Genomic DNA, 14,179 nt, shown 5'->3' with positions numbered 1-14,179 from the left:
AGGATGCGGCTGCGGCCCGGCCGGCCGGACCTCGCCGCTCACGCCGGTCTCCGCGGGCTGCCCGCGGCGGCGGGCGGCGACCCGGCGCAGGGCCCGTCGGTCTCCTGGCTGGGAGTCAGCACGGTGCTGGTCGACGACGGTGAGTCGGCCCTGCTCACCGACGGATTCTTCTCCCGTCCGGGGCTGCTGAGGGTCGGCCTGGGCCGGATCGAGCCGGACATCACACGGATCGACCAGGCGCTGGCCCGCGCCGGCATCCGCCGGCTCGAGGCCGTCGTGCCGGTGCACACCCACTACGACCACGTGCTCGACTCCGCGACCGTCGCCTCCCGGACCGGGGCGGTGCTGGTCGGCGGGGAGTCGGCCGCCCGGGTGGCCCGCGGCCACGGCCTGCCCGAGGACCGGATCCGGACCGCCGTGCCGGGGGAGCCGATGCGCCTGGGTGCCTACGAGGTCACCCTGGTCGAGGGCTCGCACTGCCCGCCCGACCGCTACCCGGGCGAGATCACCGCGCCGGTGCCGCGGCGCGCGCGCACCACGGCGTACCGCTGCGGCGAGGCCTGGTCGACACTCGTCCACCACCTGCCCAGCGGCCGCCGGCTGCTGGTCCAGGGGTCGGCGGGCTGCGTGCCGGGCCACCTCGCCGGCCACGCCGCCGAGGTGGTCTACCTCGGCGTCGGTCAGCTCGGCCTGATGGACTACGCCTACATCGACCGGTACTGGGACGAGACCGTCGGGCAGGTCGGCGCCCGGGCCGTGGTGCTGGTCCACTGGGACGACTTCTTCCGCTCGCTGACTGCGCCCTTGCGGAGCCTGCCCTACGCCGGGGACGACCTCCACGTCTCCGTGGCCCGGCTGCGGCACCTCGCCGACCGGGACGGCGTGGTGCTGCGGATGCCCGACCTGTGGGAGCGCTGCGACCCGTGGGGCCTCCTGGACTGAGGGTCCGCCGCGCCCGTGAGGGGCTGGCGGCTGTCGGCGGCGCGTGCCACCTTGGTCCCCACGCGACGCGCACCGCTCGAGGAGGACCGCATGCTCGCTGCCCTGACCGGCGCCGGCCTGTCGGCCGCGGCGGGCCTCAACGCCTACATCCCGTTCCTGGTGGTGGCGGTGGTGGCCCGGTTCACCGACATCCTGACCCTGCCCGCCGGCTACGCGTGGATCGAGTCGTGGTGGGCGATCGGCATCTGCGCCGTCCTGCTGCTGGTCGAGATGGTGCTGGACAAGATTCCGGTGGTCGACTCGGCCAACGACGCGATCCAGACCGTCATCCGGCCAGCCACCGGGGGTCTGGTCTTCGCGGCCACCCAGGCGGCCGACGACCTGGAGCGGTCCAGCGGGTGGCTGCAGGAGAACCCGTGGGTGGCGGTGCTCCTCGGCGGGGTGGTCTCCGCGGTGGTGCACGGCGGCAAGAGCGTCGCCCGGCCGGTGATCGACGCCGGGTCGCTCGGCACGGCGACCCCGGTCGTCTCCACGGTCGAGGACTCCTTCTCGGCGGGTCTCGCCCTCAGCGCCGTCTTCTGGCCGGTCCTGGCCCTCTTCCTCCTCGCGGTGCTGGCGGCGATGATGGTCGGAGCGCTGGTCACCGTCGGCCGCTGGCGCCGCCGCCGGCAGCCGGGCGGACGCGCGGGCGGACCCGCGGGCGGGCGGGCCGGGGGACACGCGGGGGGAGGCGCACGATGAGCAGGTGCGGATTCGTGCCGCCCTACCTGCTGCGGGGGATCGCCCGGTCCTCGGCGCAGCGGGCGGCGGCGCTGAGCCAGGACACGCTCCGCGTCGACGAGGGGTTCCGTGACGCGCGGCGCACCGAGGGGTCGCGTGCGGGGTTCTCGGTACACACCACCGAGCTGGGCGCCCGCGCCCGTGCCGTCGCCTCCGCCGTGCCATGGACCGTGCACGACGCGGAGAACGGCACGCGGCTGCCGGGCAGGGCGGCCCGACGTCCCGGCGAGGCCCCGACCGGGGACCCGGCGGTCGACGAGGCGGCCGACGGGATCGGGGCGACCCTGCGGCTCTTCTCCGAGGTCTTCGGCCGTGACTCCTACGACGACCAGGGCGCCCAGGTCTCGCTCACCGTGCACTACCGCGAGGACTACGACAACGCCTTCTGGGACGGCCACCAGCTGGTCTTCGGCGACGGGGACGGCGAGGTCTTCGACCGCTTCACCAAGCCGGTCGACGTGCTGGCCCACGAGTTCGGGCACGCGGTCGTCGACGGCTCCGCCCGCCTGGTCTACGCCGACCAGAGCGGGGCCCTCAACGAGTCGGTCGCCGACGTGCTGGCCACCTGCCTGCTCCAGTGGCTGGCCGGGCAGGAGGCGGGCGAGGGCACCTGGCTGATCGGGCAGGGCCTCTTCCTCCCCGGCGTCTCGGCCCGCGCCCTGCGCGACATGGCCGCGCCCGGGACGGCGTACGACGACCCGGTGCTGGGCCGGGACCCGCAGGTCGGCCACCTGGACGACTTCGTGGTCACCGAAGACGACAACGGTGGGGTCCACCTCAACTCGGGCATCCCCAACCGCGCCTTCCACCTGGCGGCCACCCGGCTGGGTGGCCGGGTCTGGGAGGGAGCCGGCAGGGTCTGGTACGACGCGCTCACCGGCGACCTGGTCGGCCCGCGCAGCGACTTCGCCGGCTTCGCCGAGGCCACGGTCGCGGCCGCCTCCGCGGCGCTGGACTCCCGGGCCGCCGAGGTGGTCGCCCAGGCCTGGGCCGCGGTGGGCGTCAGGGTCGCCGGTGCGCAGCCGGGGCGCTCTGAGCCTGACGCCCCGACCACGGAGCAGCCGGGGTCCGCGCCGGACCCGGCGGCCCCCGTCCCGGCGAGCGGTCACCTCTGCGTGCGTCGCTCGGGCGGCTTCACCGGGCGCACCACCTCGTTCCAGGTGGACCTGACGCAGGTGCCCGACGAGGTGCGCGAGGGGGAGCTCGCCGAGCTGCTCGCCTCGGTGCGTCGGGCCCGGGTGGAGGGGGCCGGGGCCGGGGAGGGCCGGGACGTCCCCGACGCCTTCGTCTACACCTTCGAGGTGCCCGGTCTGGAGCCGCTGCGGGTGCCGGAGCAGCGGCTGACCGACGCCCTGCGCCGCCTCGCCGACCTCGTGGTCGAGCTGGGTGGCGAGGCCTGACCTCGTCCCTGCCGGCTCACGCCCGGCCGGGGGAGGGTGGGCCTTCCAGGGCAGCGGCGAGCCGGCCGGCGACCTCGGCGACCGCGGCGCGCAGCTCGGGGCCCTCCTCGACCCGGAAAGCCAGGGGCACCGCCGCCAGCCACTCCGCGGCGTACATGGTCGGGTTCTGGGTGGAGCCGACGAGCACGCAGCCCTCCGGGTGCGGCTCGAGACGGCCCATGTGGGGGCCGACGAACCGGGCGACCTCGTCGGCCGGCGTCCCGAAGACCACCCGGGTGGGCATCGCCCAGCCGGAGGCCAGGTGCTCGGCGAGCGAGGCGACCGGATCGAGCCCCTCCGGCGGGGTGAACCGCTCCTCGGTGGGGGTGACGGCCCGGATCCGGTCGACCCGGTAGGTGCGGACCGCGTCGGCCCGGTGGGAGTGGCACAGCAGGTACCACCGGCCGTGGCGCACCACGACCGCCCACGGGTCCACGAGCGCGTCCCACTGTCCGGCTCCGGCACCGCCGTGGACCAGGCGCACCCGCCGCTGCGCCGCGACCGCCGCCACCAGGTCGGAGGTGATCCGCGGGTCGGGCCGGCTCGCCCGGCGGTCGGGGGTGGCGGCCGCGTGCTCGCGCAGCGCCGCCGCCTCCGCCCCGAGGGCCTCCGGCAGCGCCCTGATCACCTTGCCGAGGGCGGCACCCACCAGGTCGTCGGAGTCCGTGGCGGCCGGCTGCCCGTCCAGGACGGCCATCACCAGGCCGAGCGCCTCGTCCTGGCTGAAGCTGACCGGGGGCAGCCGGGTGCCGCGCCCCAGGCGGTAGCCGCCGTAGGGGCCACGGGAGCCCGTGACCGGCACCCCCGCCTCGCGCAGGATGGCGACGTAGCGCCGGGCCGCCCGCTCGGTGACCCCGAGCCGCTCGGCCAGCTCTGCCGCCGTGGTCCCGGGCCGCTGCTGCAGCACCTCGAGGGTGCGGAGGGCGCGCGCCGTCGGGCTGAGCCGCTCGGTCATCTCCCGACCCTAGGACCTCGTCGCCTGTTCAGGAAGTAGAACGTCCGGAATGCCTCCTACGGTGGCAGGACCACGCGCCGGGCCCCCCGGCCGTGAGAGACGCAGGAGGGAACCGACATGAGGATGCTGCTGATCCCGGGGCTCTGGCTCGACGGAGCGGTGTGGGAGGAGGTCGTGCCGGTCCTGGGGGAGCTCGGGATCGAGGGGATCCCGCTGACCCTCCCGGGCCAGGGGGACGACGACCCGACCGCCACCTACGAGGACCAGGTCCGCGCGGTGGTCGACGCGGTCGACGCCGCGGCGGCCTCGGGCGACCCGGTGGCGGTGGTCGGTCACTCGGCCGCCAGCGCCCTGGCCTGGGTGGCGGCGGACGCACGCGCCGACCGGGTGGCCGGCGTGGTGATGATCGGCGGGATGCCGGTGGCCGACGGTGACGAGTACGCGAACTGGTTCGAGGCCTCCGACTCCAAGATCGCGTTCCCCGGGTGGGCGCGCTTCGAGGGGCCGGACATCGCCGACCTCGACGAGCCGATGCGCGCCGACCTCGCCGGACGGATGGTGGCGTTCCCGGCGGCGGTCGCGCAGGGCGTGGTCCGGCTGCAGGACCCGAGGAGGTACGAGGTGCCGGCGGTCATGCTCTGCCCCGAGTACTCCCCCGAGGAGGCGCGGGCGTGGATCGACGCCGGCGAGGTGCCCGAGCTGCCCCGGGCCGCCGACCTGCGCCTGGTGGACCTCGCGACCGGGCACTGGCCGATGGTCAGCGACCCCCGTCTCCTGGCCGCCACGTTGGCGGAGGTGGCGGCGCCGTGGGCCGGCGCGCCGCGGGACGAGGGCGTCGTTCGTTGAGCCTGGCCGGACAAGAACTGGCAGACTGCTCCGCGTGAAGACCATCGGACTCGTCGGCGGCATGAGCTGGGAATCCAGCGCGGTGTACTACAAGCTCCTCAACGAGGGGGTGGAGGAGCGCGTCGGGGGACTCGCCTCGGCCAGGACCGTGCTGGTCTCGGTCGACTTCGCCGAGGTCACCGCCCTGCAGGAGCAGGAGCGCTGGGACGACGTGGCCGAGATCCTCTCCGAGGCCGCCCGCGGCGCGGAGCGGGCCGGCGCCGACTTCCTCATGCTCTGCACCACGGCCTTCCACCGGGTCGCCGAGCAGGTCGAGGCGGCGGTGGACATCCCGCTGCTCCACCTCGCCGACGTCGTCGCCGAGGCCTGCGCCGAGCACCGGCTGGAGTCGGTCGGCCTGATCGGGACCAGGTTCTCGATGTCGCGCAGCTTCTTCACCGACCGGATCGCCTCGCACGGCCTCGAGGTCGTGGTCCCCGAGGAGCGCCACCACGCCACCCTCAACCGGATCATCTACGACGAGCTCGTCCATGGCCGGGTCGAGGACGGCTCGCGCCGCGAGGTCGTCCAGATCATCGAGGAGCTCTGGGACGCCGGCGCCGGCGGGGTGATCCTCGGCTGCACCGAGCTCGAGCTGCTCGTCCGTCAGGCCGACGTCGAGCTTCCGGTCCTGGGCTGCACCACGCTGCACGTGAAGGCCGCACTGGATCGGGCCCTGTCCGACTGAGCCGGCCGGGGCCTCCGGGCGGGCCGGCCCGATCAGCCGGTGGACGACGCCCGGCGGCCCGTACCACTCCGGCAGGCTGTGCCCGGCCTGTCCGGCCTCCACCGACACCAAGGGGTCCCGTGATGCACCTGCACCGCCCGGTCGTGGCCGTCCTCGCCGCTGCCGTCGTCAGCCTCCCGCTGCTGGGGGCCGCGCCGACCGCGGTCGGGGCCGCCGTCCCCACCGAGGTCACGCTCGAGCTCGCGGAGTCGAGGTCGACACCGGCGGCGCGCCGCCCCGGGGTGAAGAAGGTCGAGGCGGGCTCGCGCTTCCGGCTGAAGGGCAAGGTGTCGACCCGTCGGGGGGTGAAGCGCACCGTCACCCTGCAGGAGAAGAAGGGGCGCAAGCTGCGCCGGGTCGACCGGACCCGGGCGAGCAAGAAGGGGAGGTTCAGCTTCTCCGTCCGGGCGGGCAGCAAGCGCAGGACCCGGACCTTCGTCGTCACCGCGCCGCGGACCCGTGGCCTCAAGCCCTTCCGTCGCACCGTCAAGGTGCGGGTGGTGCGCCCGAGTGAGCCGCCCAAGGCGCCGACCGGCGTGACCGCGACCGTCGACGTGCCGGGCGCCGTGGCCTACACCACCGTCACCACGGCCTCCGGCGTCGTCACCGGCGTGCCGGCGGGTCGCAGCGTCGTCGTCCAGGGCCAGCTCGGCGAGGACTGGCTGCCGCTCGCCAGCACGGTGAGTGCCGCCGACGGCAGCTACGCGGTCGCCCTCCCCAACGACTGGCTGCGCAGCACCTTCACCCGGGTGGTGGTGGAGGAGACCGACAGCGCCCTGGGGGCCGTCTCGGAGCCGGCGGTGGTCACCGAGGTCACGTCGCACTACACCCCGCAGGGCTCGGACCCGACGGACTTCACCCTGCTCTCCGCCAACCGCAACCGCTTCGACTCGTGCCAGCCCGTGCGCTACCGGGTCAACTACGCCAACGCGCCCAGCTATGCCCAGGGCTCGATCCAGGAGGCGCTGCGCCACGTGCGCTTCGCCACCGGGCTCACGTTCGTCGACGGAGGCCCGACCGACGCCTACTCCTGGCCGGTGGTCGGGCTGCCCGGCATCGACACGAGCACGACGGACCTGCTGATCAGCTTCGGCGGCCAGCAGCACACCGTCCAGCCGATGAGCGGCTACGCCGGCCGCGGCGGCCCCGATCCGGGGTGGTGGGCGCTCGACGCCGCCGGACGGCACGTGCAGATCGACAGCGCGCAGGTCTTCCTGCACTCCCTCGACCCCGCGGCCAGTCGCTGGACCCCGGCCTACCTGGCCCAGCTGCTCTACCACGAGATCGGGCACGCCGTCGGCCTGGACCACGCCCGGGCGCCCGACCAGATCATGTCGGCCGCCTTCTCCGCGGCGACGCCTGAGTTCTTCGGGCTCGGTGACCTCGCCGGGCTGGCCACGGTGGGCTCGCGCAACGGCTGCTCCAGCCGGCTCCCGGTCTTCGGCACGGCGAACCGGGTCGGGGAGCCGATCAGCCTGCCCTGAGGCGTGCCGGCCGAGCCGGGCCGGCTCAGACCCGGTGCACCTTGTGCTGGGCGGCCTGCGCCCGGGGCTTGATCACGATCTCGTCGATGTTGACGTGGGCCGGGCGGGTGACGATCCAGGCGATCGCGTCGGCGACGTCCTCGGCGACGAGGGGGTCGGGCACGCCCTGGTAGACGCCGGCCGCCCGCTCGGCGTCGCCGTCGAACCGGTTGAGCGAGAACTCCTCGGTGGCGACCATGCCGGGGGCGACCTCGCTGATCCGGATCGGCTCGCCGACGAGCTCGAGCCGCAGCGTCTCGGTCATCACCTGGAGCCCGTGCTTGGCCGCCGTGTAGCCGCCCCCTCCCTCGTAGGCGATACGCCCGGCGGTGGAGCCCACGTTGACCAGGACGGCGTCGCCGCTGGCCCGCAGCGCCGGGAGCAGCGCCTGGGTGACCCGCAGGGTCCCCAGCACGTTGACGTCGTACATGCGCTGCCAGTCGGCCGGGTCCGCGGCCTCCACCGGGTCCATCCCGATCGCCCCGCCGGCGTTGTTGACCAGGACGTCGAGACGACCGGGGCCGTCCGGACCGGTGAGGCTGGAGACGGTGCCGGCCAGGGCGGCCACCGAGTCGGGCGAGGTGACGTCGAGGGCCACGGCGGTGCCACCGATCTCCTCGGCCAGCGCCTCGAGGCGCTCGACGCGGCGGGCGGCGCACACCACGTGGAGGCCGGCGGCGGCCAGCGCTCGGGCGGTGGCCGCGCCGATGCCGCTGCTGGCTCCGGTGACGACTGCGGTGCGGGGGAGGGCAGGTGGGATCACGGGAGACATGATGGCAGGATCGCCGCTCGTGACGATCATCGCAGCGGCAGACGGTTCGGCCCTCGGCAACCCCGGTCCCGCCGGCTGGGGGTGGTACGTCGACCAGGAGCGGTGGGCCTGCGGCGGCTGGCCGACCGGCACCAACAACATGGGCGAGCTGATGGCGGTCCTCGACCTGCTCCAGCAGAGCGCGCACCTCGACGAGGACCTGCACGTCATCTGCGACAGCACCTACGTCATCAACTCCGTCACCAAGTGGATGGCCGGCTGGAAGCGGCGCGGCTGGAAGAAGGGCGACGGCAAGCCCGTCCTCAACGTCGAGCTGATGAAGGCGATCGACGCGGCGATGTCGGGGCGGAAGGTCACCTTCGAGTGGGTCAAGGGACACACCGGCCACGTCCTCAACGAGCACGCCGACCGGCTCGCCACGGGCGCAGCCCTGGCCTTCAAGGAGGGCGCGGAGCCCGATCCCGGGCCCGGCTTCTCGGGGTCCAGCACCCGGCACCCGGCAGCCGCGCCCGGACAGGTCGAGGAGGAGCCCGACCTCTTCACCGGGCTCGCGGAGCTCCCCGACCACGTCCCGACGCCCGAGGAGGAGGTGGTCGAGCTGGCGCGCAACCTGCTGACCCACCAGGTGCGCGGCGACCGGGCGGCGGTGGCGGCGCTGCTGCATCCGAGGTGGCAGGAGATCGGGCCGTCGGGCCGGGCCCGGAGCCGCGACGAGCTGCTCGACGACGTCTCGCCCCTGCCGGCGGGAGAGGAGGCGACCCTCGACATCGTCTCGGTCGAGCAGGTCGACCCCGACCACGTGCTGCTCGTCTGCCGGAGCCTCGGCACCGGCGGGCCGGCACTGCACAGTTCATGGTGGCTGCGCGCACAAGGAAATTGGGTTCAACGGTTTCACCACGCGACGGCCGAACGTAGGTAAAATGTGACACAGGACGCAGCCGTGTCGCGCACGCGCGCGGTTGCGCTGCTCCTCGCACTCTCGCTGCGTGCCTCACAGGAAGTGGAGAACAATGACAGTACGTCAACTGGGTGGCGGGCTCGGCCTCCTCGGCGGACTCGTGTGGATCGCTCGCTGGCTGTTGGCGCCGGCGGACGGCCCCGCGGACGTCATGCGCTATGCAGGCCTCGCTCTCATGCTCCTCGGACTCGTCTGCGTCGGACTGACCCTGGTGAAGGGGCAGGCCCTGTGGCTCGACGTCGTCGTCGGGTTCGCGGCGCCCGCGCTCTTCTGGGCCGTCTACGAGATGGTCCGGGCCGAGCTCGCGGAGCCCGCGCTGCTCTTCCACGGGATCGTGGGCGTGCTGTGGGTGCTGGTCGGCATGGGCCTGATCGTCAAGGGCAAGCCGCGCGTGCAGGAGCCTGAGGAGGCGCACGTCTGAGCCCGAGCCGCCGCACGACGCTCCTGGGTTCCCCGCCCCACCGCGGGCGGGGAATCAACCAGGGGGCGTTCCGTGTTGTGCTCGGCGCGGTCGCGCCGCCCCGGCACTCCCGGGGTGGGACGAAGCGTCCGCCTCACTGAGTGGACGACGGAAGGCCTCATGCGTGGACCGGGTGGCGATGATCAGCGTGCACACCTCCCCCCTCGATCAGCCCGGGGTGGGTGACGCGGGGGGCATGAACGTCTACGTCCTGGAGCTGGCCAGGAGGCTGGCGGGCCAGGGCGTGGCGGTCGACATCTTCACCCGGGCGACCGCATCCTCGCTGCCCCCGGTCGTGGAGGCGGCCGACGGCGTCCTGGTCCACCACGTCGCGGCCGGGCCCTTCGAAGGGCTCTCGAAGGCGGAGCTGCCCGCCCAGCTCTGCGCCTTCGCCCGCGAGGTGCTCCGCGCCGAGGCGGTGCGCCCGCGAGGTCACTACGACGTGGTCCACTCCCACTACTGGCTCTCCGGACAGGTGGGGGCGCTGGCCCGCGACCGCTGGCAGGTGCCGCTGATCCACTCGATGCACACGATGGCGAAGGTCAAGAACGCCGCCCTCGCCGACGGGGACACGCCCGAGCCGACGGCCCGGCTGATCGGCGAGGAGCAGGTGGTCCAGGCCGCCGACGTCCTGGTGGCCAACACCGACGACGAGGCCCGCCAGCTCGTCGACCTCTACGACGCGGAACCGCGCCGGGTCCAGGTGATCCACCCGGGTGTGGACCTCGGCGTCTTCCGGCGGCAGGACCGCGACGCCGCCCGGCGCCGGCTCGGTCTGCCCGTGGACGCGCACGTCGTCCTCTTCGCCGGCCGGATCCAGCCGTTGAAGGCGCCCGACGTGCTGCTGCGCGCCGTGGCCACGCTGCTCGAGCTCGACCCGTCGCTGAGGCCCCGCCTGGTGGTCCCGGTGGTCGGCGGCCCCTCGGGCAGCGGCCTGGAGCACCCCGAGTCGCTCGCGCAGCTGGCGCACGACCTGGGGCTGGACGACGTGGTGCGGTTCGTGCCGCCAGTCGGCCAGGAGACCCTCTCGACCTGGTACGCCGCCGCCTCCCTGGTGGCGGTCCCGTCCTACAACGAGTCCTTCGGCCTGGTCGCCGTCGAGGCCCAGGCCTGCGGGACCCCGGTCGTCGCGGCTGCGGTGGGAGGGCTGACCACGGCGGTCGCCGACGAGGTGAGCGGACTGCTGGTCGAGGGACACCGCCCCGCCGACTGGGCGCACGCGCTGCGGCGGGTGCTGGCCGAGCCCGGGCTCCACGACCGGCTCAGCGCCGGGGCGGTGGCCCAGGCGGGCCGGTTCGCGTGGGAGCGGACCGCCCGCGAGACCCTGGAGACCTACGGGCGTGCCGCGTCCCTGATGAGGACGGAGGTGCCGGTGTGAGCGAGGCAGTCGTGACGCTGGTCCGAGACCACCTGGACGACAACGAGATCGCGTACGACGAGGTCTCGCCGGGGGTCTTCTCGTTCAACCTGCCGGGGGAGAAGAAGCTCCAGACCCCGGTGCGCCTCGACGTCGGCCCGCACGCGCTGGGCGTCCACGCCTTCGTGTGCCGCAACCCCGACGAGAACCACGAGCGCGTCTACCGATGGCTGCTGGAGAAGAACCTGAAGCTCTTCGCGGTCGCCTTCGCGGTCGACGCCACCGGAGACATCTATCTCGATGCCCGGCTGCCCCTGACCGGGCTGGACGCAGAGACGCTCGACCGTCTGCTCGGCTCGGTGCTGTCCTACGCGGACGAGTCCTTCAACACCATCCTCGAGCTCGGCTTCGCCAGCTCGATCCGCAAGGAGTGGGAGTGGCGGACCTCGCGCGGTGAGTCGACCGCCAACCTCGAGGCGTTCAGGGGCTGGCTGGAGTCCGGGACCGACCCCGCCACGGACGGCTCACCCGGCTGAGCAGCACGCCGCCGATGCAGAGCACCCCGCCGGCGAAGGCGAGGGCCGGCGGCACCTCGTCGAGCAGCGCCCAGGCGAGCAGCGTGGTGATGAAGGGGACCAGGAAGGTCGACATCGCGAAGCGGCCGGCGTCGGCGTGGGAGAGGGCGTAGGCCCACGTGGTGAAGGCGATCGCGCTGGGGAAGACCCCCAGGTAGGCGATCCACCACAGGTCGGCCGTGCTGGCGTCCCGGACCACCCCGGCGAGCTCGAACGTCCACGGCAGGCAGCCGACCATGCCGACCACGTAGTACCAGAAGGTCATGTCGAGCGCGGTCATGCCGCTGCCCAGCAGCCGCTTCTGCGTCAGCACGCCGAAGGCGAAGCCGACTGCCGCGACGACGCCGAGCGCCACGCCCAGCACGTCGCCCTCGGCGCTCTCGGAGGAGGCGCGGGCGATCAGGATCACCCCGCCGAAGCCGACGGCGAGCCCGGCGACGAGCCAGCCGGTGAGCCGGTCCCCGAGGAAGAAGGTCGCCAGCAGGGCTACCAGGATGGGACCCAGCTGGACCAGGAGGGCGGCCGTGCCGGCGTCGACCCGTCGCTCCGCCTCGTTGAGCGCGACGTTGTAGACGGTGATCCAGCTCAGCCCGCCCACGACCACCAGGGGCCACTCCGCACGGTGAGGGACCCGTAGGCGGGTCGCCCCGCCGCGGCGGCGCCGGCCCCGGCCCTGCAGCCACACCATGACGCCCAGCGCCGCCACCGCCACCACCAGGCGGCCCAGGCTGAGCGACCCCGGCGGCACCGTCTCGCCGAGGTGGCGGATCGCCACGAAGGCCGAGGCCCAGGTGACCAGCGTGAAGGCGACCGCGAGGAGCGGCAGCCATCCGGAGACGGCACGGGGCGCCTGGCCGGGAGGTGTCGTCGGGGTCGTCGGGGTCGTCACACAGGGACCCTATTCGGCGCCGCCGTCGCCCGTCGCGCGGGTTTCGGACGCGGCATCGGGGCGGCTCACAGGTCCAGCTTGTAGCCCAGTCCGCGGACCGTCACCAGGCGGCGCGGCTGCGACGGGTCGGGCTCCAGCTTGGCGCGCAGGCGCTTGACGTGCACGTCGAGGGTCTTGGTGTCGCCGACGTAGTCCGAGCCCCAGACCCGGTCGATGAGCTGCCCGCGGGTCAGCACCCGGCCGGGGTTGCGCAGGAACATCTCGAGCAGCTCGAACTCCTTGAGCGGCAGGCGCTGCTCCTCGCCGTCGACGGTGACCACGTGGCGCTCGACGTCCATCCGCACCGGGCCGGCCTCCAGGGTGTCGGGGAGCAGCTCCGGCTCGGAGCCGCGACGCAGCACCGCCCGGATCCGGGCGACCAGCTCACGGGGGGAGTAGGGCTTGGTGACGTAGTCGTCGGCGCCCAGCTCGAGGCCGACCACCTTGTCGACCTCGTCGTCCTTGGCGGAGACCATGATCACCGGGACGTTGGAGGTCGCCCGGATCTGCCGGCAGACCTCGGTGCCGGGCACACCGGGCAGCATGAGGTCCAGGAGCACGATGTCGGCGCCGTGGCGGGTGAACTCCTGCAGGGCTGTGGTCCCGTCGGCCGCGACGGCGACCTCGAAACCCTCCTTGCGGAGCATGTAGGCGAGGGCGTCGCTGTAGCTGTCCTCGTCCTCGACGACTAGCACGCGGGTCATCGGATTCCTTCCTGACGGGCGGTCTGGCGCGGCAGCGAGAGGGTGAAGGTCGAACCCTGTCCCTCCACGGACCAGACGGAGACGTCGCCGCCGTGGGTGGCGGCCACGTGCTTGACGATGGAGAGGCCGAGCCCGGTGCCGCCGGTGGAGCGGTGGCGTGCCGGGTCGACGCGGTAGAAGCGCTCGAAGATGCGGTCGATCTCCGCCGAGGGGATCCCGATCCCGCGGTCGATGACCGAGATGGCGACCGTCTCGTCGGTCGCGGCGGCGCTGACCACCACCGAGGTGCCCTCCCGGGAGTAGGCGACGGCGTTCGCGACCAGGTTGGAGACGGCAGCCACCACCTGGCGTGCGTTGCCGCGCACCTCCAGGCGGGGCTCGACGTCGGTGACCAGCTCGATCCGCTTGGCCTGCGCGTCGGTGGCGGAGGTGTCGACGGCCCGGGCGATCACCTCGTCGACCGAGACCGTCGACCGGTCGTCGACCGGGTCGAGCGACTGGAGCCGGGAGAGCTCGATGACCTGGTGGACCAGCTGGGTGAGCCGCTCGCTCTCCACCCGCATCCGCCCGGCGAAGCGCTCCACGGCCTCGGCGTCGTCGGCGGCCTCGGCGACCGCCTCGGCCAGCAGCCCGATGGCGCCCACCGGGGTCTTCAGCTCGTGGCTCACGTTGGCCACGAAGTCGCGGCGCACCTCCTCCACCCGTCGCTCCCGGGTGCGGTCCTCGGCCAGGACCAGGACCAGCCTGGCACCCAGGGGCGCCACCCGGGCGCTTACCACCAGGGGAGCCGAGCGCTCCCGGCGCAGGCTCAGCTCGGTCTCCCGGATCTCGCCGTCGCGGCGCACCTGCGCGACCAGGTCGGCCAGCTCCGCCGGGACCAGCTGCTGCTCGCGGACCAGGCCGAAGGCGTAGGCAGGCGCGGAGGCCTTGAGCACCCGGTCGTCCTCGTCCACGACGACCGCGCTGCTGCGCAGCACCGACAGCACCGTGTCGACACCGGGGGGCACCTTCGGCTCGGGGGCCGGGTGCCCGGTGCGCTGCTGCCGGTCGCTGATGTGCCAGGCCAGCACGCCGACCACGCCGACGACCAGCCCGAGGAGGGCGGCCAGGGCGGCCTGGGTCGTCGGATCCACAGGTCGATCGTAGGCCAGGGGCCTCGGCCCTCCCGCCCGCG

15 protein-coding genes are annotated in these 14,179 nt (G+C 73.9%); 10 read left to right on the top strand and 5 right to left on the bottom strand.

Annotation, left to right across the window (positions count from 1 at the left end; all coding sequences use genetic code 11):
* Positions 1 to 3 precede the first annotated feature (3 nt).
* The 3 genes from AC4BGE_RS04295 to AC4BGE_RS04285 all read left to right on the top strand — a co-directional run bounded on the left by AC4BGE_RS04295 (position 4) and on the right by AC4BGE_RS04285 (position 3,122).
* Positions 4 to 942 carry an MBL fold metallo-hydrolase gene (locus tag AC4BGE_RS04295; protein ID WP_490574459.1) on the top strand — a complete coding sequence of 313 codons (939 nt, stop codon included), beginning with the start codon at positions 4 to 6 and terminating at the stop codon, positions 940 to 942.
* 90 nt (positions 943 to 1,032) lie between these two features.
* The gene (locus tag AC4BGE_RS04290; protein WP_490574458.1) at positions 1,033 to 1,683 is read left to right on the top strand and encodes a DUF4126 domain-containing protein; all 651 of its coding nucleotides are present in this window, start codon (positions 1,033 to 1,035) and stop codon (positions 1,681 to 1,683) included.
* Complete coding sequence (locus tag AC4BGE_RS04285) at positions 1,680 to 3,122, top strand: protealysin inhibitor emfourin (protein ID WP_490574457.1); 1,443 nt, start codon at positions 1,680 to 1,682, stop codon at positions 3,120 to 3,122. Before AC4BGE_RS04290 ends, AC4BGE_RS04285 begins: the two co-directional genes overlap by 4 nt.
* Before the next feature lie 16 nt (positions 3,123 to 3,138).
* On the opposite strand, the gene AC4BGE_RS04280 is transcribed toward AC4BGE_RS04285, so the two are convergent.
* Entirely contained in the window at positions 3,139 to 4,116 is a 978-nt protein-coding gene (locus AC4BGE_RS04280) for a helix-turn-helix transcriptional regulator (protein WP_490574456.1), read from the bottom strand.
* 117 nt (positions 4,117 to 4,233) lie between these two features.
* On the opposite strand from AC4BGE_RS04280, the gene AC4BGE_RS04275 reads away from it, so the two are divergent.
* The 3 genes from AC4BGE_RS04275 (at position 4,234) to AC4BGE_RS04265 (ending at position 7,212) form a co-directional block, all read left to right on the top strand.
* Positions 4,234 to 4,962, top strand: a complete 729-nt coding sequence (locus AC4BGE_RS04275; RefSeq protein WP_490574455.1) for an alpha/beta fold hydrolase — start codon at positions 4,234 to 4,236, stop codon at positions 4,960 to 4,962.
* A gap of 34 nt (positions 4,963 to 4,996) precedes the next feature.
* Positions 4,997 to 5,689, top strand: coding sequence for an aspartate/glutamate racemase family protein (locus tag AC4BGE_RS04270; protein WP_490574454.1), 693 nt, complete (start codon positions 4,997 to 4,999; stop codon positions 5,687 to 5,689).
* Between the two features lie 122 nt (positions 5,690 to 5,811).
* Positions 5,812 to 7,212 (top strand): matrixin family metalloprotease, encoded by a 1,401-nt coding sequence (locus AC4BGE_RS04265; protein ID WP_490574453.1) that lies wholly within the window; start codon positions 5,812 to 5,814, stop codon positions 7,210 to 7,212.
* A 25-nt stretch (positions 7,213 to 7,237) separates the two neighbouring features.
* On the opposite strand, the gene AC4BGE_RS04260 is transcribed toward AC4BGE_RS04265, so the two are convergent.
* A complete protein-coding gene (locus AC4BGE_RS04260) occupies positions 7,238 to 8,023 on the bottom strand; it encodes an SDR family NAD(P)-dependent oxidoreductase (protein ID WP_490571128.1) in 786 nt (261 codons plus the stop codon).
* Between the two features lie 19 nt (positions 8,024 to 8,042).
* Here AC4BGE_RS04260 and AC4BGE_RS04255 point away from each other — a divergent pair, with 19 nt between their 5' ends.
* From AC4BGE_RS04255 to AC4BGE_RS04240, 4 genes are all read left to right on the top strand, one after another.
* Positions 8,043 to 8,942, top strand: coding sequence for an RNase H family protein (locus AC4BGE_RS04255; protein ID WP_490571127.1), 900 nt, complete (start codon positions 8,043 to 8,045; stop codon positions 8,940 to 8,942).
* Positions 8,943 to 9,156: 214 nt separating this feature from the next.
* On the top strand, positions 9,157 to 9,402 hold the full coding sequence (locus AC4BGE_RS04250; protein ID WP_490571126.1) for a hypothetical protein: 246 nt from the start codon (positions 9,157 to 9,159) through the stop codon (positions 9,400 to 9,402).
* A gap of 178 nt (positions 9,403 to 9,580) precedes the next feature.
* Positions 9,581 to 10,819, top strand: a complete 1,239-nt coding sequence (mshA, locus tag AC4BGE_RS04245; protein ID WP_490571368.1) for a D-inositol-3-phosphate glycosyltransferase — start codon at positions 9,581 to 9,583, stop codon at positions 10,817 to 10,819.
* An 11-nt stretch (positions 10,820 to 10,830) separates the two neighbouring features.
* Complete coding sequence (locus AC4BGE_RS04240; RefSeq protein WP_490574526.1) at positions 10,831 to 11,334, top strand: type III secretion system chaperone family protein; 504 nt, start codon at positions 10,831 to 10,833, stop codon at positions 11,332 to 11,334.
* Here AC4BGE_RS04240 and AC4BGE_RS04235 read toward each other — a convergent pair.
* The 3 genes from AC4BGE_RS04235 to AC4BGE_RS04225 all read right to left on the bottom strand — a co-directional run bounded on the left by AC4BGE_RS04235 (position 11,279) and on the right by AC4BGE_RS04225 (position 14,138).
* Positions 11,279 to 12,262: a DMT family transporter gene (locus AC4BGE_RS04235; RefSeq protein ID WP_490571125.1), complete on the bottom strand. Its 984-nt coding sequence runs from the start codon at positions 12,260 to 12,262 to the stop codon at positions 11,279 to 11,281. The two genes, AC4BGE_RS04240 and AC4BGE_RS04235, sit on opposite strands and share 56 nt — an antisense overlap.
* 65 nt (positions 12,263 to 12,327) lie before the next feature.
* Positions 12,328 to 13,005 carry a response regulator gene (locus tag AC4BGE_RS04230; protein ID WP_490571124.1) on the bottom strand — a complete coding sequence of 226 codons (678 nt, stop codon included), beginning with the start codon at positions 13,003 to 13,005 and terminating at the stop codon, positions 12,328 to 12,330.
* Positions 13,002 to 14,138 carry a sensor histidine kinase gene (locus AC4BGE_RS04225; RefSeq protein WP_490574452.1) on the bottom strand — a complete coding sequence of 379 codons (1,137 nt, stop codon included), beginning with the start codon at positions 14,136 to 14,138 and terminating at the stop codon, positions 13,002 to 13,004. Before AC4BGE_RS04225 ends, AC4BGE_RS04230 begins: the two co-directional genes overlap by 4 nt.
* Between the last annotated feature and the right edge of the window lie 41 nt (positions 14,139 to 14,179).

It is taken from the genome of Nocardioides sp. Z50_6, assembly GCF_058215755.1.
Note: the sequence above shows the minus strand (reverse complement) of the source record. Positions and strands in the feature narration are given on the sequence as shown.

Bases quoted from the DNA above. Each gene is read 5' to 3' on its own strand.
- AC4BGE_RS04275 (WP_490574455.1), top strand. From the start codon at position 4,234: ATGAGGATGCTGCTGATCCCGGGGCTCTGGCTCGACGGAGCGGTGTGG.
- AC4BGE_RS04260 (WP_490571128.1), bottom strand. From the start codon at position 8,023: ATGTCTCCCGTGATCCCACCTGCCCTCCCCCGCACCGCAGTCGTCACC.
- AC4BGE_RS04285 (WP_490574457.1), top strand. From the start codon at position 1,680: ATGAGCAGGTGCGGATTCGTGCCGCCCTACCTGCTGCGGGGGATCGCC.
- AC4BGE_RS04250 (WP_490571126.1), top strand. From the start codon at position 9,157: ATGCTCCTCGGACTCGTCTGCGTCGGACTGACCCTGGTGAAGGGGCAG.
- mshA (WP_490571368.1), top strand. From the start codon at position 9,581: ATGATCAGCGTGCACACCTCCCCCCTCGATCAGCCCGGGGTGGGTGAC.
- AC4BGE_RS04290 (WP_490574458.1), top strand. From the start codon at position 1,033: ATGCTCGCTGCCCTGACCGGCGCCGGCCTGTCGGCCGCGGCGGGCCTC.
- AC4BGE_RS04265 (WP_490574453.1), top strand. From the start codon at position 5,812: ATGCACCTGCACCGCCCGGTCGTGGCCGTCCTCGCCGCTGCCGTCGTC.
- AC4BGE_RS04230 (WP_490571124.1), bottom strand. From the start codon at position 13,005: ATGACCCGCGTGCTAGTCGTCGAGGACGAGGACAGCTACAGCGACGCC.
- AC4BGE_RS04280 (WP_490574456.1), bottom strand. From the start codon at position 4,116: ATGACCGAGCGGCTCAGCCCGACGGCGCGCGCCCTCCGCACCCTCGAG.
- AC4BGE_RS04295 (WP_490574459.1), top strand. From the start codon at position 4: ATGCGGCTGCGGCCCGGCCGGCCGGACCTCGCCGCTCACGCCGGTCTC.